Source organism: Nocardia niigatensis NBRC 100131 (assembly GCF_000308655.1).
Lineage (GTDB): Bacteria > Actinomycetota > Actinomycetes > Mycobacteriales > Mycobacteriaceae > Nocardia > Nocardia niigatensis.
The window spans coordinates 39012-58441 of record NZ_BAGC01000051.1 but is presented as its reverse complement, the minus strand read 5'-3'; the positions used below and the strand labels follow the sequence as shown (position 1 = coordinate 58441).

The 19430-nt window shown below is 68.2% G+C and carries 20 protein-coding genes; 10 read left to right on the top strand and 10 right to left on the bottom strand.

From position 1 onward, the window contains the following. Positions 1–173 precede the first annotated feature (173 nt). A complete protein-coding gene (locus ON33_RS24470) occupies positions 174–1061 on the bottom strand; it encodes an Abi-alpha family protein (RefSeq protein WP_245550691.1) in 888 nt (295 codons plus the stop codon). Further along, entirely contained in the window at positions 1052–2374 is a 1323-nt protein-coding gene (locus tag ON33_RS24465; protein WP_051152737.1) for a DUF445 domain-containing protein, read from the bottom strand. Before ON33_RS24465 ends, ON33_RS24470 begins: the two co-directional genes overlap by 10 nt. Before the next feature lie 349 nt (positions 2375–2723). On the opposite strand from ON33_RS24465, the gene ON33_RS43540 reads away from it, so the two are divergent. Both ON33_RS43540 and ON33_RS24455 read left to right on the top strand, forming a co-directional pair. Next, on the top strand, positions 2724–3605 hold the full coding sequence (locus ON33_RS43540) for an Abi-alpha family protein (RefSeq protein WP_083869261.1): 882 nt from the start codon (positions 2724–2726) through the stop codon (positions 3603–3605). An 83-nt stretch (positions 3606–3688) separates the two neighbouring features. Next, positions 3689–4210 (top strand): nuclear transport factor 2 family protein, encoded by a 522-nt coding sequence (locus ON33_RS24455; RefSeq protein WP_040861408.1) that lies wholly within the window; start codon positions 3689–3691, stop codon positions 4208–4210. A gap of 37 nt (positions 4211–4247) precedes the next feature. On the opposite strand, the gene pth is transcribed toward ON33_RS24455, so the two are convergent. Further along, entirely contained in the window at positions 4248–4829 is a 582-nt protein-coding gene (pth, locus tag ON33_RS24450) for an aminoacyl-tRNA hydrolase (RefSeq protein WP_040861407.1), read from the bottom strand. Positions 4830–4853: 24 nt separating this feature from the next. Beyond that, positions 4854–5453, bottom strand: coding sequence for a 50S ribosomal protein L25/general stress protein Ctc (locus ON33_RS24445; protein WP_040861406.1), 600 nt, complete (start codon positions 5451–5453; stop codon positions 4854–4856). Between the two features lie 432 nt (positions 5454–5885). On the opposite strand from ON33_RS24445, the gene ON33_RS24440 reads away from it, so the two are divergent. Beyond that, positions 5886–6365, top strand: coding sequence for a hypothetical protein (locus tag ON33_RS24440; RefSeq protein ID WP_040861405.1), 480 nt, complete (start codon positions 5886–5888; stop codon positions 6363–6365). 196 nt (positions 6366–6561) lie between these two features. Beyond that, positions 6562–6852 (top strand): hypothetical protein, encoded by a 291-nt coding sequence (locus ON33_RS24435; protein WP_157184706.1) that lies wholly within the window; start codon positions 6562–6564, stop codon positions 6850–6852. 59 nt (positions 6853–6911) lie between these two features. Here ON33_RS24435 and ON33_RS24430 read toward each other — a convergent pair whose 3' ends face one another. Further along, on the bottom strand, positions 6912–7574 hold the full coding sequence (locus ON33_RS24430) for a lysophospholipid acyltransferase family protein (protein ID WP_040861403.1): 663 nt from the start codon (positions 7572–7574) through the stop codon (positions 6912–6914). 96 nt (positions 7575–7670) lie between these two features. Here ON33_RS24430 and ON33_RS24425 point away from each other — a divergent pair, with 96 nt between their 5' ends. Both ON33_RS24425 and ON33_RS24420 read left to right on the top strand, forming a co-directional pair. Next, positions 7671–8228: a TetR/AcrR family transcriptional regulator gene (locus tag ON33_RS24425; RefSeq protein WP_040861424.1), complete on the top strand. Its 558-nt coding sequence runs from the start codon at positions 7671–7673 to the stop codon at positions 8226–8228. Between the two features lie 100 nt (positions 8229–8328). Further along, the gene (locus tag ON33_RS24420; RefSeq protein WP_040861402.1) at positions 8329–9948 is read left to right on the top strand and encodes a peptide chain release factor 3; all 1620 of its coding nucleotides are present in this window, start codon (positions 8329–8331) and stop codon (positions 9946–9948) included. Between the two features lie 8 nt (positions 9949–9956). Here ON33_RS24420 and ON33_RS24415 read toward each other — a convergent pair whose 3' ends face one another. Next, a complete protein-coding gene (locus tag ON33_RS24415) occupies positions 9957–11603 on the bottom strand; it encodes a fatty acyl-AMP ligase (protein WP_040861401.1) in 1647 nt (548 codons plus the stop codon). Positions 11604–11711: 108 nt separating this feature from the next. Continuing rightward, the gene (locus tag ON33_RS24410) at positions 11712–12884 is read right to left on the bottom strand and encodes an aminotransferase class V-fold PLP-dependent enzyme (protein WP_040861423.1); all 1173 of its coding nucleotides are present in this window, start codon (positions 12882–12884) and stop codon (positions 11712–11714) included. Positions 12885–13007: 123 nt separating this feature from the next. Here ON33_RS24410 and egtA point away from each other — a divergent pair, with 123 nt between their 5' ends. The 4 genes from egtA to egtD are packed head-to-tail and all read left to right on the top strand — an operon-like array spanning position 13008 to position 17462. Next, positions 13008–14300: an ergothioneine biosynthesis glutamate--cysteine ligase EgtA gene (gene egtA / locus ON33_RS24405; RefSeq protein ID WP_083869260.1), complete on the top strand. Its 1293-nt coding sequence runs from the start codon at positions 13008–13010 to the stop codon at positions 14298–14300. After that, entirely contained in the window at positions 14297–15640 is a 1344-nt protein-coding gene (gene egtB, locus ON33_RS24400) for an ergothioneine biosynthesis protein EgtB (RefSeq protein ID WP_051152736.1), read from the top strand. The genes egtA and egtB overlap by 4 nt, the downstream gene beginning before the upstream one ends. Continuing rightward, positions 15640–16494: a class II glutamine amidotransferase domain-containing protein gene (locus tag ON33_RS24395; protein ID WP_040861400.1), complete on the top strand. Its 855-nt coding sequence runs from the start codon at positions 15640–15642 to the stop codon at positions 16492–16494. The genes egtB and ON33_RS24395 overlap by 1 nt, the downstream gene beginning before the upstream one ends. Further along, positions 16491–17462, top strand: a complete 972-nt coding sequence (gene egtD / locus ON33_RS24390) for an L-histidine N(alpha)-methyltransferase (protein ID WP_040861399.1) — start codon at positions 16491–16493, stop codon at positions 17460–17462. The genes ON33_RS24395 and egtD overlap by 4 nt, the downstream gene beginning before the upstream one ends. Positions 17463–17481: 19 nt before the next feature. Here the strand turns inward: egtD and ON33_RS24385 are convergent, their stop codons facing one another. The 3 genes from ON33_RS24385 to ON33_RS24370 form a co-directional block, all read right to left on the bottom strand. Then, on the bottom strand, positions 17482–18120 hold the full coding sequence (locus tag ON33_RS24385) for a DUF2461 domain-containing protein (RefSeq protein WP_040861398.1): 639 nt from the start codon (positions 18118–18120) through the stop codon (positions 17482–17484). 2 nt (positions 18121–18122) lie between these two features. After that, positions 18123–18875 (bottom strand): DUF4190 domain-containing protein, encoded by a 753-nt coding sequence (locus ON33_RS38525; RefSeq protein WP_051152735.1) that lies wholly within the window; start codon positions 18873–18875, stop codon positions 18123–18125. Between the two features lie 70 nt (positions 18876–18945). After that, positions 18946–19278, bottom strand: a complete 333-nt coding sequence (locus ON33_RS24370; RefSeq protein ID WP_245550690.1) for a hypothetical protein — start codon at positions 19276–19278, stop codon at positions 18946–18948. Between the last annotated feature and the right edge of the window lie 152 nt (positions 19279–19430).

Below are 19430 nucleotides of genomic sequence, written 5' to 3'. Positions count from 1 at the left end.
GGCTAGCCCGCCTCCCCGGGACCTCAGCGGGCGGCTGGAAGCCGTTGCCCGCTGCGCTGCCGTGCCGGCGGTTGGGAGCGAACCGATTTCGGATGTACCCGGCGAATTGCCCCAACCGTTGCGAAATCAGTTGTCGCCCTGGCATACGCACATATGGGACGTGACGGCCAGCCTCATCCGTGGTGTTCGAGCATCTGCGAGTCCAGCGACGGTACCGGGAGGCAGGTGCGGGTGAATCCCGCGCCGAACGAGGTCAATTCGATGGTCCGGTACATCACCTTGGTGCCGAAGCCGGCCCGCTTCAGCAGCCGGCGCACCTCCGGCATGGCTTCCAGCAGCTGGTAGCGGTTCGGATTGCCCAGCGCCTCGCGGGTGACGTCGATCAGGCCCAGCCGGTCCAGATTCGTCAGATATTCGTCGATCCGGTTCGGATACCGCAGCGCCGCATCCTCACCCAGCAGATTGAAGACGCCGCGGTAGGCCGTCCGTCCGGTCTTCACCTCGATCGCGGGCTGCGGGCCGTCCAGGTACAGGTGCCGCACCACGCGCGCCTCGTCGGGCGCGAGCTCGCCCAGAATCCGGGCGTAGGCGGTGTGGTGGTGGTTGTCGTCCTCGGTGTGGAAATCGGCCGAGCGGCGCAGCAATTCGGCGCCGCGGGCGCGCAGCACGCTGGCGGGACTGGCTTCGGTGGCGCTCTCGTCGGCATCCGGCACGGTCACGCCCAGCGCCTGCCGGACCGAATGCCGCACCTGCGCACCGGCATCGGAGAGGATCTCGCGCGGCGGCTGCCCGGCCATGCTGCCGCGCAGCACCACCGAGGTCACGCCGAGCGCGGTCTGCACGCTCCAGAAGCCGGCCTCGACCGCGGCGGACATGGCGACTCGTACCACTCCGGTGGCGGCGCGTACCGGTCCGGCCGAACCTCGCCGCTCGCCCTCGGAGACCGGCACCGGCAGCGGCGCGGCCTCCCGAACAGCGATTGCGGTGCCGGTAGCGGCGGGATCGTCCTCGCCCGAACCTGATTCGGCGCGCACACCGGTGGACGAGTCGGTCATATCCATGAGGTGGCCACTCCTGTTCCGAAGATCAGAAGGTGAGCGTAACCGGCGAAGAGGCCCAGCGCGCCGCCATGGACAAACAAAAGCCATTCGTCCTGTTTGATGGCCGAACGCAGCATGTCCACGAACTCCGGCGGGGGCAGCGCCGACATTTGTTTGGCGATGTACTCCTGCACCTGTTTGCCCTGCTGCACATTGAAGGCGGGGTCGGCGAAGGCGATCGGCGCGATCGTCATGGCCTCGGAGGTGAAGGTGTCCTGCAGCGAGTCGTACTCGCGGCTGCCCAGGGCGAACTTGACCACCGACCGGGCCGGGCCGAGTGCCCGGTCGGCCGCCGGCTTGAGGGTGTCCTGCAGCATCTGCATGGTGCGGTCGGCGCGCGGCCCGTTGAGCAGCTCGTCGCCGATATTGGCGACGGTCATGATCTCGCTGGCCACCAGGGCCGCGTAGCCCTCGGTGATCTCCCCCTGCCGCTTGATCAGCAGACCCTGCCGCCACGGGCACCACCACTTCGGGTAGGCCGGTTCGAAGATCAGGTTGATGCCGATCCAGTTGACCACCCAGCCGATGATCACACCGCCGACCGGCAGCACCACCAGCGACGACCAGCTCGTGAGGTGCAGGATGGCGACCAGCACCAGACCCATGGGCGCGCCGAAGTAGAAACCGAAGTTCTGCATGAATCGCAGTTCCTTGGCCCCCAGCACCTGGAACACCGAGTTCAGCATCTGCGGCCGCGCCTGGAAGTAGCGAATGGTCATGGACTTGACGTCCAGCAACTGATCGATGTTCTTGCCGAGTTCATCGGTGAGTTCCCGGAGAATATCCGGCAACTGTTCGCGCACCCGGCTGTGGACCATCTCCCGCAGACCGGTCGGCAGGTTGTACCAGAGCTGCGGATGCTCGCGTTTGAGGATGTCCTCGACAATGTCACGAATCTGAAGGTCCGCAATTTCAACAAAGTGTTCAGCGAGCTTGTCGGGTTCCAGTTCCCGATAGAAATCCGCGACGCTGCCGAGTTTCGCCAGCCCTTTGTCCACCGCGATGCTTGCCATCTTGTCCGCGCGGGACGGCACGATCCCCTGCCAGCCGATACGCCCGTCGTACTGCAGCAATGGCAACACCTGAATGCGCTTGGGCAGCAATGGAAACAGCGCCGCCAGCCCCGGCAACCGGAACCCGTGGAACCGGATCGGCTTGAACAGCATCAGCACACCGGTCCAGTTGGTGATATAGCCGATCACGCCCGTGAACAACGGGATGGTGATCAATTCCAAGAGGATGGTCGGACGCACCCCAAAGACACTTTCCAGCACGACACCCTCCTGCCGACCCGCAACGCACCGCCGTTGGCGTTGACAACCCCTCGGCGGTTCGGACCTTACTGGCTATTAAGTAAGCGAGTCCAGCGGCGGAGTGTCTGAGTCGGAGATCTCGGTCACACTGCACGGGCTCGATGTCCCTCTCTCTCGATGGGCACACGAGAATGACGGGGACCACATCCATATCGTGCCTGGTGCGAGTTGTGTTGGGGGTCATGTGCGTCGTTCGGCGAGGCACGTGGACTGGGGTAACCTTCGTCTGGCTCGCGGGTTCAACGTGCCCGAAGGTCCGTCGGGGGCAATAATCTGTGGACGATTTCTGTTCACCTGGCGATATTCGGAGATGGACGTGGCGGAAGACAGGATCCCTGGGCAGGACGTGGCCCGTCCGGGACCCCGTGCCGTGGAACGCAGTTCGGATGTGGAGCAGCGGCGGATCAGCAATGAGGCCCGCCTGATCCGCGGGGCCTTCCGGGCCGCCGGGCTGGCGGTCGGCACCGCGGTGCGGGGCACCGAGTGGGCGGTCGGCACCAGCGTCGAGATCACCAAACAGCTGACCCAGGCCGCGCTGGACGGCGAGTCGTCCGCCGATATCGCCGAGCGCACGGGGGCGGCGCTCCGGTCCATCGCGCGCAGCGCGCTCGGCGTCACCGAGGGTTCGGTGCGCGAGATCGTCAGTTACGTACCGACTCCCATGGGCACGCCGCCGCCGGCCATCGCCAACGGCCTGGTCCGCTCGGTCACCACCGATGACCTGCGCCGGCGCGGCGACGCGTTGCTGGCTCGCTCGGCCGACGTCTATTTCACCGAGGACGTGCACCCGGCCTACGACCGGATCCTCGATCAGCTCGCCCCCGACGAGGCCCGCATCCTGCGGTTCATGGCCCTGCAGGGGCCGCAGCCATCGGTGGACGTGCGCACCAACCGGCCGCTGGGCATCGGTTCCGAGCTGGTCGCGGGGGACCTGACCTCGGTTCCGGAGCAGTCCGGCGTTCGCTACCCGGACCGTTCGCGGCACTACCTGATCAATCTGAACCGCCTCGGTCTCACCATGACCTCGGACGATCCGGTCGTTCTGTCGCGATACATGGTGCTCGAGGTGCAGCCGGTCGTGGAGCAGGCGCTCAAGAAGGCCGGTCGCGTGCCGAAAATCGTGCGAAAGAGTCTGCGTCTGACCGAGTTCGGCGAGGATTTCTGCAACACCTGCTTCAGCATCAACGGCTGAGTCGGTATCCGGCTGATAGCGATCCGGTACAAATCCGTGCCGATCCCTGAAGGTTTCCTTCACCTGATGGGATTGTTGAAGGTATGGATTCCGATGCCGTCGCGGCGATCAGCCGGCTGAAGTTCCGTTACCTGCGCGCGCTCGACACGAAGGCGTGGGACGAGTTCGCCGACACCATGATTCCGGAGGCCACCGCCACTTACAGCGAGTACCTCCAGTTCGAATCGCGCGACGCCTTCCTGGCCTTCATGCGTAACACGCTGGGCCCGCACGTCATCACCGAGCACCGCTGCGACCACCCGGAGATCGATGTCGACGGCGACGAGGCGACCGGCACCTGGTACCTGGCCGACACCGTGCTCATCCCGGGTCACAACATGCTGCTCCGCGGCGCGGCGTTTTATACGGACCGGTACGTCCGCTGCGACGACGGGCAGTGGCGCATCGCGCACACCGGATACGAACGCACCTATGAAGTGGTGTTGTCCCTCTCGGATCTACCGAGTCTGCGCCTGACTTCGAGCCGCTGGGGGCTGATCGCCCGCAATCCGGAGGACACGCCGCGCGTCGAGCCGAGCTCGGACGGGACCGGCACGCTCGGCTGACCGGGGCCTGATCACTGCGCGCCGAATACGTTGCGCGTCAGTGCAATTGGTTCTGTGCGGCTTCCAACCCCACGCGCACCAGCAGCTCGACCGCGTCGGCGGTCTGCTCGACGATCACCGGAACCTCTTTGCGTTCCGGAGCGGAGAAGGGCTTGAGGACATAGTCCGCGGGATCCTGGCGGCCCGGTGGCCGGCCGATGCCGAACCGGACGCGCAGATAGTCCTTGGTGGTGAGGGCCTGCGAAATCGAGCGCAGCCCATTGTGCCCGCCCTCGCCGCCGCCGCGTTTGAGACGGATGGCGCCGAAGGGAAGGTCGAGTTCGTCGTGGACGACGATCACCTCGGAGGCGGGCACGGAGAAGAATTTGGCCAGCGCCGCGACAGGCCGCCCGGACAGGTTCATGTAGGTGCGCGGCTTGGCCAGCAGCACCTTGCGCCCGTCCAGGCGGGCCTCGAGCAGATCCGCGCCGGACTTCTTGTGCACGGTGAAACGGCCGCCGACGCGCTCCGCGAGCACATCGGCGACCAGGAAACCGACATTGTGCCGGGTGTGCTCGTATTCGGATCCGGGATTACCCAGACCGACCACGAGCGCGGGCCCGGCTGTTGCCTCGGTCATCGAGAACCGTTGTGGGAGTAGGAGTTACTCCGCGGCGGCTGCTTCGGAAGCGGCCGCGGCCTCTTCCTCGGCGGCGGCGGCCGGGGCGGCGATGATGTTGACGATCAGGGCCTCGGCGTCGCCGGCCAGGGTGACGCCCTTCGGCAGCTCGATCTGGCCCGCGAGGATCTGGGTGCCGGCCTCGGCGCCCTCGATGGAGACCTCGATGGACTCGGGGATGTGCAGGGCCTCGGCCTCGATGGAGAGGGTGGTGGTGTCCTGGGTGACCAGGGTGCCGGCGGCGGCGTCGCCGACCAGGGTGACGTTCACGTCGGCGGTGACCTTCTCGCCACGACGCACGATCAGCAGGTCGGCGTGCTCGATGTAGCGGCGGATCGGGTGGACGACGACCGACTTGGTCAGCGCCAGCTGCTTCTTGCCGTTGATGTCGAGGTTCAGCACGGCGTTGGTGCCGTGCTCACGCAGGACGGCGGCGAACGCCTGGGCGTTCACGGCCAGGTGCTGCGGCTCCTCGTTGTGGCCGTAGAGCACGGCGGGGACATTGCCGTCGCGGCGGGTGCGGCGGGCAGCGCCCTTGCCGAACTCGGTGCGTACGGTGGCTTCGAGAATGGTGACGTCGGACATGACTGTCTACTCCTACGGCTCGTCCGGGCTGCAATGTCAGCTGGTCGCCAGGCGACTGGGCCGCCCTGGCTGAGGTTGGTCTGCTCGTCGGCGAAGACCAACATGGACGGCCGTATGGGCCGAGCCGCGTCGATCACGGTGGGCAGTTTGGGTGCCACACCCTCGCCGAGACAACCCGAAGACTCTAACACGCGGGCGGAACGGCTCTGTGCCACCCCCTCGGTGGCCGCCGGCGGGCGGGTACTCCCAGGAATTACACAGGAATATTCATGGTCTTGTTTCCAAGAAACTGACACGCTAGCGTTTCGACCGATTCGCTGGCCTGTGGGAAATGTCTTGCATCATAAGGAAATACGCGCGAATCCCTTTCCGGGGCCAGTCGATCTGTTCGGCACGCTGAGTAGCCTGCCTTCCGAAGCAAAAGGAACTTGCATGAAGAACATCCGCCGGTTCGGCCTGAGCGCCGCGGGTATCGCCGCCATCTCCGCCACCGTCGCGCTCGCCGCCCCGTTCGCGGCCGCCGACACCTCGAGCAACGGCATGACCGTCGTCGGCAGCAATTTCACGACCGGTACGGCGTACACGATCAACATCATCACCGGCGTCCCGGGCGTGACCGCCGATGTCTACGACAATGTCGGCGGCAGCACGGTGGCGGTCGGTTCGGCCACCTCCTCGGGCAGCACCACGGCGTCGGTGCAGTGGACCCCGGCCACCTCGGGCTCGCACCACCTCTGGGTCGTGCTGACCGGCGGCTCCCAGTCGGTGCCCACCTCCGGTCCGGTGGATGTCACCGTCTCCGACCCCTCGACCACGACCACCACGGGGACCGGCAGCGCGAGCACGCTGATCCCGCTCATCTCCAATCTGCTGGGCAGCCTGGGCGGCAACAACGCCTCCAGCGTCGGCTGACGAACACGGCGGCCGGCGGCCGGTTGTCCTGGGCCGCTGGGTCCCGGGCGACCGGCCGTTTTCGTCCGGCGGCCACCACCTCGAAAATCGGGGCTTGCGGATGGCGTTCGGGGTCTTGCTTCCCGCAATTTGACACACTATCGTTTCGCATCATTCCCCAGCTCAGGGGAATGCGCTGCACCATAAGGACATATGTATGAAGAGCATTCGCCGGATCGGTATGGGGGCCGCGGGTATCGCCGCCATCTCCACCGCGGTGGCCCTCACCGCCCCGCTCGCCGCCGCGGACACGGTCGGTCAGGGTGACGCCCTCGAATTCGTCACGGCCAACGATTGCCCGCCCTCGCCGACTCCCACGCCTTCGACTTCGGGGACCGGCAGTTCGCTGACCCCGCTCACCACCATCATCAACAGCCTGCTGAAGGGCCTCGGCGCCGCGGGCGGAGGCACTTCCACTTCCACCGGTTCGGCGTCCAGCGTCGGCTGACGGACGGACGGCCGGTTGTTCGGATGCTGCGCGGGATCCGAACAACCGGCCGTTTTGTTTTATGCGGCCTGCTTCTTGAATGAGGTCGCGTAGCAATTGACATAGGGCCGCCCGGAGCGGCGCACGATATCGGCCATCAGCTCGTCGGTGGCGCGGCGCACGGCCTGTTGATCGGCCGGCGGGAAATAGCGCGGGTGGCCGAAGGAGATGCGCACCTTGGCCGGGCGCAGGAATCGCCGATTGCGCGGATTGACCCGATCGGTGCCGGACAGCACGACCGGGATGACGGGAGCCCCGGTCTGCATGGCCACCCGGATCACGCCGGTGCGCCCGCGGTAGACGCGGCCGTCGGGGGAGCGCGTCCCCTCCGGGTGAATGCCCCAGATGCCGCCCGACTCCAGGATGCGGACCGCCGCGGCCAGTGAATCCGAGCCCGCGGCGCCGCCGGTGCGGTCCACCGGTACCTGGCCGGTGGCGTTCATCACGAAGCGATTGACGCGGCCGCGGAAGCCGCCCCCGGTGAAGTACTCCTGTTTGGCGATGAAGGTGACCTTGCGGCGCAGCGCCAGGCACAGGTAGAGCGAATCGACCACGGCCAGATGGTTGGCGGCGATGATGACCGGTCCGTCGTCCGGAACGTGGTGCAGCCCTTCGATCTCCGGCCGTCCCAGCAGCCGCAGCACCGGCCCCACCAAGACGTGCTTCAGCAGCCAGTACCACATGGAAGACCTCCGAATCGCACTCGTAGACAGTGTCTACCCTTCGTTCTTACCGGATCGGAGTAGACACTGTCTACCCCTATCGGGAGAATGTGGCGCATGACTTCGGTTGAGCCACTGCGGGAACGTCTGGTGAGCGCGGGCGTCGCCCTGCTCGAGGAGGTCGGAGCGGGCGAGCTCGGCCTGCGGGCCATCGCACGGGAGGCGGGGGTCTCACACGGCGCGCCCCGCCGGTACTTCCCCACCCACAATTCCCTGCTGGCGGCGATCGCCGCGCGCGGCTACGCCGATCTGCGCGCCGAAATCGATGCGGTGCAAGGTGATTCGGCGCCGGTCCGCGTCCAGCGCACCTGCCTGGCCTACATCGATTTCGCGACCGCGCGGCCGGAGATGTTCACCCTCATGTTCCGTCACGACCTGCTCGCGGGCGCGGGGGAGAACCTGCGGGTGAACACGACCCTGCCCATGTTCGCGCGCTGGCGGGCGCTGGTCGCCGAGTGCGTGCCCGACGGCGCGGACGAACGGGCACTGAGTCTGTGGACCCAGCTGCACGGCATCGCGGTGGTGGTCGGGAATCGCAGTATCGAGGCGATCGCGCCGGGGACCGATATCGAAGCGCTGGTCGCGCGGGCCGTCGCCCGCCACCTCGCGGTGTGAACCGGTGAACAGCGCGGAGTGAGCTGGACCGGCCGGTCGGGCAGCGGGGCCGGTCGCGTACCCTGGGGCGGTTGCCTCGTCCGCACAAAAGGAGTCCCCCGTGAGTTCCCCGACTGCCACCTCAGCTACCGCCGGTCGGCTGGCCGACGAGGCGGCGCGGCGGCGCACCTTCGCGGTGATCTCCCACCCGGACGCCGGTAAATCGACGCTCACCGAGGCGCTGGCGCTGCACGCCAAAATGATCTCCGAGGCGGGCGCGATCCACGGCAAGGCAGGCCGCCGGTCCACCGTCTCCGACTGGATGGAGATGGAGAAGGCACGCGGTATCTCGGTCAGCTCCACGGCCCTGCAGTTCGAGTACGGCGACTGCGTGATCAACCTGGTGGACACCCCCGGCCACTCCGACTTCTCGGAGGACACCTACCGCGTGCTCACCGCGGTCGACGCGGCGGTCATGCTCATCGACGCCGCCAAGGGCCTGGAACCGCAGACGCTCAAGCTCTTTCAGGTCGCGCGCGATCGCGGCATCCCGGTCATCACCGTCATCAACAAGTGGGATCGTCCGGGCCAGGCGCCGCTGGAGCTGCTGGACGAGATCATCGAGCGCATCGGCCTGACCCCCACCCCGCTGTTCCTTCCCGTCGGCATCGCCGGCGACTTCCGCGGCCTGCTGCGCCGTGGGGAGGAGGGCGCGCCCACCGAGTACATCCACTTCACCCGCACCGCGGGCGGCGCGACCATCGCACCCGAGGAGCACTTCACGCCCGATCAGGCCGCCGAGCGCGAGGGCGAGGTGTGGGCCACGGCCGCCGAGGAGAGCGAGCTGCTCTCGGCCGCCGGGCAGGACCACGATCAGGAGCTGTTCCTGGCCGGGCACACCTCGCCGGTCATCTACGCCTCCGCCATGCTGAACTTCGGTGTGCGCCAGCTGCTCGACACTCTCGTCGAGCTGGCGCCGCCGCCGCGCGGCCGCAAGGACATCAACGGGAATCCGCGCGAGACCACCGCGCCTTTCAGCGCCGTCATCTTCAAGGTGCAGGCGGGCATGGATACCGCGCACCGCGACCGGCTGGCGTTCATGCGCATCGTCTCCGGTGAGTTCGAGCGCGGCATGGTGGTGACCCACGCCCAGACCGGGCGGCCCTTCGCCACCAAGTACGCGCTGACCGTCTTCGGTCGCGAGCGCACCACCGTCGACACCGCCTACCCGGGTGACGTGGTCGGTCTGGTCAACGCGACGGCGCTGGCGCCGGGCCACACGCTGTTCGTGGACAAGAAGGTCGAGTTCCCGCCGATCCCGTCCTTCGCGCCGGAGCATTTCGCGACGCTGCGGGCGCAGACCGCGGGCAAGTACAAGCAGTTCCGCAAGGCCATCGACCAGCTCGACTCCGAGGGCGTGGTGCAGGTGCTGCGCAATGACGCCCGCGGTGAGCAGTCGCCGGTGCTGGCCGCGGTCGGCCCCATGCAGTTCGAAGTCGTCACGGCCCGAATGCAATCCGAGTTCAATGTCGAGACACAGCTCGACCACCTGCCCTACCAGCTGGCCCGCCGCACCGACGCCGAGTCGGCCGAGGAGCTGAACCGGCAGCGTGGTGTCGAGGTCTTCACCCGCACCGACGGCGCCCTGCTCGCGCTGTTCAGCGACAAGTGGCGGCTGCAGTACATCGTCAAGGAGATGCCGAAGCTGACCCTCGAACTCCTGGTCGCTGGAACGGAATAGCCCGGCGGTCAGCCGAGGTACGTAGCGGTGGCCGAGCGCCGCAGCTTGCCGGAGGAGGTCTTGGGCAGCGCGCCCGGGCCGAGCACCGTCACGCTGCGCGGCCGTACCGACACTTCGGAGAAGACGGCGTGCACGATGTCGTGTTCGATCCGGCGGACCTCGTCGGGATCCTGGTGGTCGTTGGATTCGACCACGACGGCGAAGCTTTCGCGCTTCTGACCCACGTCGAGACGCACGGCGACCGCATTGCCGGGGCGAACGCCCTTGACGCGCAGGGCCGCTCGCTCGATGTCGGTGGGGAAGATATTGCGGCCCGCCATGATGATGACGTCCTTGATGCGCCCGCACACCACTACCAGTCCGTTCTCGGTGAAGTAGCCGAGGTCGCCGGTGTCGAGCCAGCCTTCGGGATCCTGCGCGGCGCGGAAGCCGTCGACGGTGACGTAGCCGGATGTGACTGCGGGGCCGCGTAATTCGATGACGCCGACGCTGCGCACCGGAAGGGGCCGGCGTTCGGCGTCCACCACCCGGCCCTCGAGATTGTCGACGAGATAGCCGAGGGTCGGCAGGCGGCGCACACTGCCGTGATGGTGAGCCGGGTCGCGGATGGGGACGGCCTTGCCGAGAGCTTCCAGCAGGTCGGCGTCGACGACGTCGAGGACCTGGCCGAGCCCCGGGTCGGGGATGGAGACGGCGAGCGTGGTCTCGGCCATGCCGTACACCGGCGTGAGGGAGGTGGCGCTGAGGCCGAACCGTTTTCCGGCGTCGGCGAGGGCGTCCATGGTGTCGGCGTCGACGGGTTCCGCGCCGTTCCACATATAGCGGACGCTGCTCAGATCGAACGCGCCGTCTTCGGCATTGCGTAATCGGCGCGCCAGCAGCGAGTAAGCGAAATTCGGTGCGGCGGTGACGGTTCCGCGATATTTGGAGATCAGCTCGGCCCACAGGATGGGGCGGGCGAGGAAGTCCAGCGGCGTCACGCACACCACCTCCGCGCCGAATTGCATGGGCACGCTGAGGAATCCGACCATGCCCATGTCGTGGAACAGCGGCAGCCAGCTGATCATCACGTCGTCGTCGAGCTGGAATTTCACCCGATCGAACATGGCGTAGGCATTGACGAAGAAGTTTCCGTGCGTGATCCGCACCGCCTTGGGGGAGCCGGTGGATCCGGAGGTCAACTGCTGCAAAGCGATATCGTCCTCGTCGGTGGGCACCGGATCGATCGGCTCGCCCGCGCGCATGGATTCGAAGGTCACCACTTCGATACCGCGTTCGCGCAGCAGGGGTTCCGCGATCTCGAACGGCGCGCCCAGAATGACCGCCCGCGCCTCGATCATGCTCAGCACGGTCTCGGTGTCGCGCACCCACACCTGGAGGTCGGTGCGCGGGGTCGGCTGGTGCAGCATGGTGATGGAGGCGCCGCGCATCCACACTGCCTGGCAGCCGGGCGCGATGTCGGCGGGCATGCCCGCCAGCACGCCCACCGCGTCGCCCGGGCCGATTCCGGCAGCGGCCAGCCCGCCCGCCATGTGCCGCGCGAGCTCGTGGATCTCGCCCCAGCCGTGCCGCACCGGCGCATCCGGTTCGCCGGTGACCAGCCCCCGCTGGGAGACGCGGGCGGTGGCATACATCTCGTCGGTGAATCGGCTCACGATGGACTCCTCAGACGCCGAACCAGCACCTCAAATAATCCCCGCTTCCGGGGAGGGCTGTTGGCCGTTTCGGAATTGTGCGCCGGCTGTTACGACGTGATGCGCCGGTCAGGCCAGGGTTCTGACCGCCCCGACGAAGCGATCCAGCTCCTCGAAGCTCACAAAGCAGTGCGGGGAGGCCCGGACCACCGAATTCAGCTCGCGTGCGGTCATGTCCAGCAGCGTGGAACCGCGGTGGCTGACGGTCACCGTGATGGCCTGCGCGGCCAGCCGATCGCGCACCTGGACGGGCTCCAGGCCGTGCACGGTGAAGGACACGATGCCCGCGTGCTGGATGCCCCGGTCGCGGACATCGACGCCGGGGATCTCCTGCAGGGCCTTGCGCAGGTATCCGGCGCGTTCGGCGATCGCCGCGTACACCTGCGACGGTCCGAGGTCGAGCAGGTAGCGGACGGCCGCGCCCAGTCCGAGGCGGCTCGCGACCGAGCATTCCCAGAATTCGAAGCGGCCGGCGTCGGGGGAGAGCACGTAGTCGTCGGGGGCGATCCATTCGGCGCTGTGCAGGTCGAGCCGCCCGGGTTCCAGACTCAGCGCGAGTTCGGGGCGCACGTACAGGAAGCCGGTGCCGCGCGGGCCGCGCAGCCATTTGCGGCCGGTCGCGGACAGCGCGTCCACGTCGAGTGCGGCGACGTCGAGCGGCAGCTGACCGGCCGACTGGCAGGCGTCCAGCAGTGCCAGCGCGCCCACCCGGTGTGCGATCCGGGCGGCCTCGGCGACTGGGTTCACCAGGCCGCCATTCGTCGGAACGTGCACCAGCGACACCAGTTTCACGCGCTCGTCGATCATGGCGTCGAGCGCGTCGAGGTCGAGCTGGCCGCTGCTGTCGCTGGGGATGGCCTCGACGACCGCGCCGGTCTGGCGGGCGCGCTGCAGGGCGGCGATGGCATTGCTGCCGTAGTCCACGCCGGAGATCAGGATGCGGTCGCCGGGGGCGAGGGGGACCGAGTAGAAGAAGTCGCTCCAGGAGCGGCTGGCGCTGTCACTGAGAGCCAGGGCGGCGGGGTCGGCGTTGATCAGTTCGGCGATGGCCGTCTTGACGCCGTGCAGGTCGTCGATGCGTTCGTTGGCGGCGCGGTAGCCACCGATCTCGGCCTCGCGCCGCAGGTGCGCGATGGTGGTGTCGACGACGATCCGCGGGGGGAGCGACGACCCTGCGCTGTCGAGAAATACCTGGTTTTCACACCCGGGCGTTTCGGCCCGTAGTCCGGCCATATCCAGCATGGAATCGACCATATCGGTTGCGGTGTTCTTCATTTCGTCAGATTTGTTGTCATAGTCCCTCGCTACTCTGGTTTGGGTCGCCGGCCCGATCCTGAGCGGCGACCGCATCAGACGGAGGTTGGCATGGCTGTCACAGCGTCACCGACCGATGTGCTGCACAGTGGCCTGGCCGAATCGGAGCCGGGTGGCGAATTCACGTCACGCGCCGCCGCCGAGGCTTATATCGGAAAAGTCTGTTTCAAGCAGGGCCCACCGCTGCTCATCGGCGCCGAACTCGAGTGGCTCACCGCGCAGGGTGAGCTTTCGGCGACCAACTCGCGTCCGGACCCGAGGGTCCTCGCGGACGCCCTCGGACCGTATGCGCCACGGTCCATCTCCCCCGATTCCCCAGCCGATCCGTTGCCGGGCGGCAGCCGGGTCACCCTCGAACCCGGCGGTCAGATCGAACTGTCCAGTGCCCCGTTCGGCACCGCCGCCGAACTGTGCGAGCGCTTGCGGACAGACGCGATACGCCTGCGGGAGCTGCTCGAATCCCGCGAAATTCGAATCATTTCCGCCGCCGCCGACGCAACTCGGCGGCCGCTTCGTGTTCTGCAGCTGCCCCGCTACCGGGCCATGGAGCAGATGTTCGCCGGCATCGGCCCGTTCGGCGCGCTCATGATGTGCAACACCGCCGCCACCCAGGTGAGTGTCGACGCGGGCGCGGATCCCGCCGAGATCGCCGCCCGCTGGCAGGTCCTGCATGCCGTGGGCCCCGCCCTGCTGGCCGCTTTCGCCTGCTCACCCGGTCTGCACACCGCCCCGCCCGGCGACTGGGCCTCCCAGCGCATGCGGGCCTGGCAGCGGCTCGACCAGCTCCGCACCCGGCCGCCCGTGCAGGACTGGGCCGATCCGATCACCGGGTACGCGCGCTGGGCGCTGGATGTGCCGCTGTTGTGTGTGCGGTCGGCGGATCCACAGGCCGGTGACTGGTCGGCCCCGCCCGGGGCCACCTTCGCCGACTGGCTGTGCGGGGCGCTGGACGAGGAGATCGGCCGCCGCCCGGACCGGGCGGATCTGGACTATCACCTGACCACCCTCTTCCCGCCGGTCCGCGCGGCCGGGCACCTCGAGGTCCGCTATCTCGACGCGCAGCCGGGTGACAGCTGGTCGGTGCCGGTGCATGCCTTCGACGCACTGCTGTCGGATCCCGGAACCATCACGGAGGCAACGACGCTGGCCGCCTCCACCGCCCAGCTCTGGTCCGAGTCCGCCCGTTGCGGGCTGGCCGACCGGGAGCTGCGGGCCGCCGCGGTGGCCCTGCTCGACCTGGCCACGGCCCATGCCGCCACTCCGGAGGCGGCCAAGGAACTGGCCGCCGCTGCCGACCGATGTCGCAGCGGCCGCACCCCGACCGAATCGGAAGTTCTCTCATGACAATTCAGCATTTGCCGGGATCGGATCGGGCGGAGACCGAGGCGTTGCGCGGGCGGATCGCGGACGCGCTCGACCGGGCGCGGCGGCGGACCATCGGCCTGACCGAGTGCATCGACGAGGCCGAACTGGTGGCCCAGCATTCGCGGCTGATGAGCCCGCTGGTCTGGGATCTCGCGCACATCGGCAATCAGGAGGAGCTGTGGCTGGTGCGCGATGTGGGCGGGCGGGAACCCGTGCGCCAGGACATCGATCACCTCTACGACGCCTTCCAGCACGCGCGGGCGGACCGGCCCGCGCTGCCGCTGCTGGATCCGGAGCAGGCCCGCGCCTATGTCGGCACCGTGCGGGACAAGGTGTGGGATGTGCTGGAGCACAGCCCCTTACGCGGCGGTGAGCTGGTTCAGGACGGTTTCGCCTTCGGCATGATCGCCCAGCACGAGCAGCAGCACGACGAGACCATGCTCGCCACCCATCAGCTGCGGACCGGCGAGGCGGTGCTGTCCGCCCCGCCCCCTCCGGTCGCGCGGGTGGCGGTCACCGGTGAAGTCGTGATTCCCGCAGGCGAATTCACCATGGGCACCGACTCCGATCCCTGGGCGCTGGACAACGAGCGCCCGGCGCACCCGGTGCGGGTGGACGCCTTCGCCATCGATGCCGCGCCCATCACCAACGAGCAGTATCTGGCCTTCGTCGACGACTGCGGTTACGAGCGCCCCGAGCTGTGGTCCGAGCGCGGCTGGGCACACCGCGTGGCGGCCGGGCTGACCGCGCCCCAGTTCTGGGAGCAGGACGCCGGGGGGCGTTGGTGGCGACGGGTTTTCGGCACCATGCAGCCGCTGCGCGCGCATCAGCCGGTGGTGCACGTCTGCTGGTTCGAGGCCGAGGCGTACGCCAATTGGGCGGGCAAGCGCCTGCCGACCGAGGCGGAATGGGAGAAGGCCGCCCGCTTCGATCCGGCCACCGGCCGCTCCCGCCGGTACCCCTGGGGCGACATCGATCCCACCGAGGCACTGGCGAATCTCGGTCAGCACCACCTGGAACCGGCCGATGTGGGCGCCTACCCCGCCGGCGCGTCCCCGGCGGGTGTGCACCAGCTGATCGGCGACGTGTGGGAGTGGACCGCTTCGGGTTTCGAGGCATATCCGGGCTTCCGCGCCTTCCCGTACCGCGAATACTCCGAGGTCTTCTTCGGCGGCGACTACCGGGTTCTGCGCGGCGGTTCCTTCGGCGCCGATCAGGTCGCCTCCCGTGGCACCTTCCGCAACTGGGATCACCCGATCCGCCGTCAGATCTTCTCCGGTTTCCGGCTGGCCCGGGACCTGAGATCGGACGAACGGTGATGTGCAGACATCTCGCCTACCTGGGCCCGCCCACGGCGGTCGGCGCGCTGCTGACCCAGGGCCCGCATTCCCTGCGCACCCAATCGTGGGCCCCGCGGGACATGCGCCGCGGCGGCACCATCAATGCCGACGGCTTCGGCGTCGCCTGGTGGCATCACCCCGACGCCGCCGCCCCGGACCACGGCCCCGGCGTCATCTGGCACGGCGGCGCGCCGGGCGACCCGCCCGAAACCCCGGGGCCGCCAATCGATCCGCTGGTCAGCCGCTACCGCAATGCCGCGCCGATCTGGACCGACCCCGCCGTCGACGAGGTGCTGCCCCAGATCCGCTCCACGGCGGTCCTGGCCGCGGTCCGCTCGGCCACGGTGGGAATGCCGGTGGAGCGGGCGGCCTGCGCCCCTTTCACCCACGGCCGTTGGGCTTTCAGCCACAACGGCGCGATCCCCGACTGGCGCCACGTCTTGACCACGGTGGCCACCGAATTCGACTCACCCCCGTTACTGGACGCCGAATCCCTGACGGATTCGGCAGCGCTGTGGGTGATCCTGCGCGGCCTGCTCGAAGACTCCGCGCGACCCGAGGAGGCATTGCGGCGGCTGATGGCCGCGGTGCTCGCACGCTCGCCGAGGGCGCGGTTGAACTTGCTGGTGGGGAATGGGGCGGGGGTGTGGGGGACGACGTGGCATCACTCTTTGTCGGTGTTGGAGGCCGGCAGGTTCGTGGTGGTGGCCTCGGAACCGTTCGACGACCATCCGCGCTGGCGGCCGGTCGCCGATCGGCAGCTGGTGAGTGTGCGGAACGGGCGGGTTGCGGTGGAACCACTGGATATCGAGATCGGAAGGGCTGATTCATGACTGCGGCTACGGTGGAGATCCATCTGACCGACGAGGATTTGACGACCGCGTTGCGCGCGGACGTGCGAGCGGGGCTGACCGCGCAGCCGAAGTGGCTGCCGCCCAAGTGGTTCTACGACGCTCGCGGCAGCGAGCTGTTCGAGAAGATCACCGAACTGCCCGAGTACTACCCGACCCGGACCGAGCGGGCCCTGCTGGAGCGGGTCGTCGCCGAGATCGCGCGCATCGCGCAGGCCGAGGCGCTGGTCGAGCTGGGTGCGGGATCGGCGGCCAAGACCCGCCTGCTGCTGAACGCCTTGAAGTCCGAGGGCGCGCTGAAGAGCTATGTGCCGCAGGATGTCTCGGTGTCGGCACTGCGGATGGCCGCGGACGAGGTGGCCGCGGAGTTCCCGGGTCTGGGCGTGCACGGCGTGGTCAGTGATTTCACCGCCACCCTGGACAACCTGCCCGGCGGCGGCCGCCGCATGGTGGCCTTCCTGGGCGGCACCATCGGCAACCTGATCCCCGCCGAGCGCGCCGAATTCCTGGGCGGCATCCGGGATGTGCTGGAACCGGGCGAGCAGCTGCTGCTCGGCGCGGGTCTGGTCATCGACCCGGCGGTGCTGGTGCCGGCCTATGACGATGCCGCCGGTATCACCGCGGAGTTCAACCGGAATGTGCTGCACGTCCTCAATACTCGCCTGGGCGCGAACTTCGAGCCGGAGAAGTTCACGCACGTCGCGATCTGGGACGCCGAGCGGGAGTGGATCGAGATGCGGCTGGAGGCCACCGAGGCCATGACCGTCCGCATCCCGGAGCTCGACCTGACCGTCGATTTCGCGGCGGGCGAGCAGCTGCGCACCGAGATCTCCGCCAAGTTCCGCCGGGAGGTGCTCGAAAGCGAGCTGGACGCAGCCGGTTTCAGCACCGAGCGGGTGTGGACCGATCCGGACGAGCGGTTCGCCCTGGTGCTCGCCGAGCGCCGGTGATCGGCACGTGCGGTGGCGGCTACTTCTGCGCCGTCACCGCCGCCAGCCACTCGATGAGCGGCCGCATCTCCTCCCACGCCGCCCGGATCTCCCGGGCGGCGCGCGGAGTGCTCAGCCACTTGGGCGCGCCGAAATCTCTTCCGGCGGTGAGCGACTTGTGCCGCAGCAGATCGATGCGCGGGTGATCGATGTCGTAGCCCTTGGGTTTGGTCGCCAGCTTGTCCCCGCCGATCTGGTATCCGGCCGAGACGAGCTGTGCGATCAGGCCTTCCAGTTCCGCCCCGCGCACCTCGTCGTCGATGGCGACGCGCAGCGCGGCGAGCTGGGCGGGCTCGGCGGCGTACATGCCGCCCGCCACCCGCAGCCCGGCGGCGCCGATCTGGACGTACCACCCGGAGTACTGCGCGCTGTACACCACCGCGCCCTGGTGGTTCTTGTAGGGCGACTTGTCCTTGGCGAAGCGCACATCCCGGTACGGCCGGAAGATCTTGGCTTCGCCGAAGTCCGGTTCCAGCTCGGCGACAAGGGCTTTCATCGGATCCCGGACGGACTCCTCCCACACCTGCTTGTGGGCGGTCCAGAAGGTCTTGCTGTTGTCGGCTTCCAGATCCTCGTAGAAGTCGAGTCCGGCGAGCGGGAATCCGGTGAACGTGGTCATGGTCAATTAGTGTTCGTCATCATCCCGGAGCCGTAGATCGCGACCCCGATGATGATGCCCACGACCAGCGCCACCCCGGAGGCGACCGCGGCCCATTTGCCCAGCGGCTCGCCCTTGTTGTGCCCGATCACGCCGAGCACGATGCCCGCGATGCCGAACAGCGGCGGGCAGAAGATGAGTGCGATGGCCGCGCAGACGAATCCGATGATCGAGAAGGTCTGCGGCCCTGAACGCGGCGGCGGCGCACCGAAATTCGCGCCGCCCGGGTAGGGCGGATACGGCTGCTGACCGTAGGGCGGCTGCTGGCCGGGCCCGAACTGCTGCGGGTACGGCGGCTGCGCGCCTTGGGGATAGGGCTGCTGTCCGCCCTGCGGGTGGGGAGCGTTCGGGTAGGGCGGAAATCCACCGCCCGGATAGGCGACGGGCGGCTGCTCACTCTGCGGCGGATACCCGTACACCCCGCCCGACGGATACTGCGGGGGCGCGGCGTCGGCAGGATTGGGATTGCCCTCCGGGACGGGGTTGAACCGGGTGGCGGGATCGTAGTGCGCCGCGGGGTTGAACTGTGTCAGGTCGGGCTGACCGGCCGGGGGAGTGCCCGGGGTGTACTGCGTCGTGGGTTCGTCCGTGACCGGTTCGTCCGGGGCCTGCGGCGTGCCGGCGGCCGGGGTGTCGGATTCCTTCTTGAACATGTCGGCCGGTCCGGTGCCGGATTCCTCCGACGGCTTGCCGGGTTCGTGCGGCGGCGTGCTCATGTCGCGCCCTCCTCGATCGTGGTGTGCCTCTTCACGGATATCCCGCTGCGGTACGTGCTGCGCAACAGTCCTAGTCGCCGGGTTCCTCCACGATCTCCATGGCGGCGACCTCCGCGGGCCGGTCGTCCTCGGCGACGAACTCCTCGCGCTGCCGCCGGCGGGTCCACTCCTGGTCGAGTTCGGACGCGATGCCGAGGCGTCCGGTGTCGTCGTTCTCGCGATTGCGGATGACGAGGTCCTCGGGCGGATCGGTGATGAACCGCGTGTACTCGCGGATCTCGTCCTCTTGGTCGTCGTCGCCGAGGTCATAGTCGAGGTTGTCGACATCGCTGTCGAAGACCTGATCGGTGTCGAAGATCTCGTCCATCACGCGGGCATCGTCCTCATCGGGCTGGCCGGCCATTCGGCACCACCTCTCCGCGCTATGAGCGCACCAGTAGCAAACCTCGAGTTCGATCCAACGCTACCGCTTGCCACTCGAAACGGACATCCATTGCCGCCGCCATTCCCGCGTGGGCGGCCACGGTCGGGAACGCGACGAGCGCCCCTCCTGCG

Excerpts from the sequence above, each read along its gene's own strand:
- ON33_RS24430 (WP_040861403.1), bottom strand. The coding sequence starts at position 7,574 with ATGTGGTACTGGCTGCTGAAGCACGTCTTGGTGGGGCCGGTGCTGCGG.
- egtB (WP_051152736.1), top strand. The coding sequence starts at position 14,297 with ATGACAATTCAGCATTTGCCGGGATCGGATCGGGCGGAGACCGAGGCG.
- ON33_RS24435 (WP_157184706.1), top strand. The coding sequence starts at position 6,562 with ATGAAGAGCATTCGCCGGATCGGTATGGGGGCCGCGGGTATCGCCGCC.
- pth (WP_040861407.1), bottom strand. The coding sequence starts at position 4,829 with ATGACCGAGGCAACAGCCGGGCCCGCGCTCGTGGTCGGTCTGGGTAAT.
- ON33_RS38525 (WP_051152735.1), bottom strand. The coding sequence starts at position 18,875 with ATGAGCACGCCGCCGCACGAACCCGGCAAGCCGTCGGAGGAATCCGGC.
- ON33_RS24470 (WP_245550691.1), bottom strand. The coding sequence starts at position 1,061 with ATGGATATGACCGACTCGTCCACCGGTGTGCGCGCCGAATCAGGTTCG.
- ON33_RS24410 (WP_040861423.1), bottom strand. The coding sequence starts at position 12,884 with ATGCTGGATATGGCCGGACTACGGGCCGAAACGCCCGGGTGTGAAAAC.
- ON33_RS24395 (WP_040861400.1), top strand. The coding sequence starts at position 15,640 with ATGTGCAGACATCTCGCCTACCTGGGCCCGCCCACGGCGGTCGGCGCG.
- egtA (WP_083869260.1), top strand. The coding sequence starts at position 13,008 with ATGGCTGTCACAGCGTCACCGACCGATGTGCTGCACAGTGGCCTGGCC.
- ON33_RS24445 (WP_040861406.1), bottom strand. The coding sequence starts at position 5,453 with ATGTCCGACGTCACCATTCTCGAAGCCACCGTACGCACCGAGTTCGGC.
- ON33_RS24385 (WP_040861398.1), bottom strand. The coding sequence starts at position 18,120 with ATGACCACGTTCACCGGATTCCCGCTCGCCGGACTCGACTTCTACGAG.
- ON33_RS24370 (WP_245550690.1), bottom strand. The coding sequence starts at position 19,278 with ATGGCCGGCCAGCCCGATGAGGACGATGCCCGCGTGATGGACGAGATC.
- ON33_RS43540 (WP_083869261.1), top strand. The coding sequence starts at position 2,724 with ATGGACGTGGCGGAAGACAGGATCCCTGGGCAGGACGTGGCCCGTCCG.
- ON33_RS24425 (WP_040861424.1), top strand. The coding sequence starts at position 7,671 with ATGACTTCGGTTGAGCCACTGCGGGAACGTCTGGTGAGCGCGGGCGTC.
- ON33_RS24455 (WP_040861408.1), top strand. The coding sequence starts at position 3,689 with ATGGATTCCGATGCCGTCGCGGCGATCAGCCGGCTGAAGTTCCGTTAC.
- ON33_RS24440 (WP_040861405.1), top strand. The coding sequence starts at position 5,886 with ATGAAGAACATCCGCCGGTTCGGCCTGAGCGCCGCGGGTATCGCCGCC.
- egtD (WP_040861399.1), top strand. The coding sequence starts at position 16,491 with ATGACTGCGGCTACGGTGGAGATCCATCTGACCGACGAGGATTTGACG.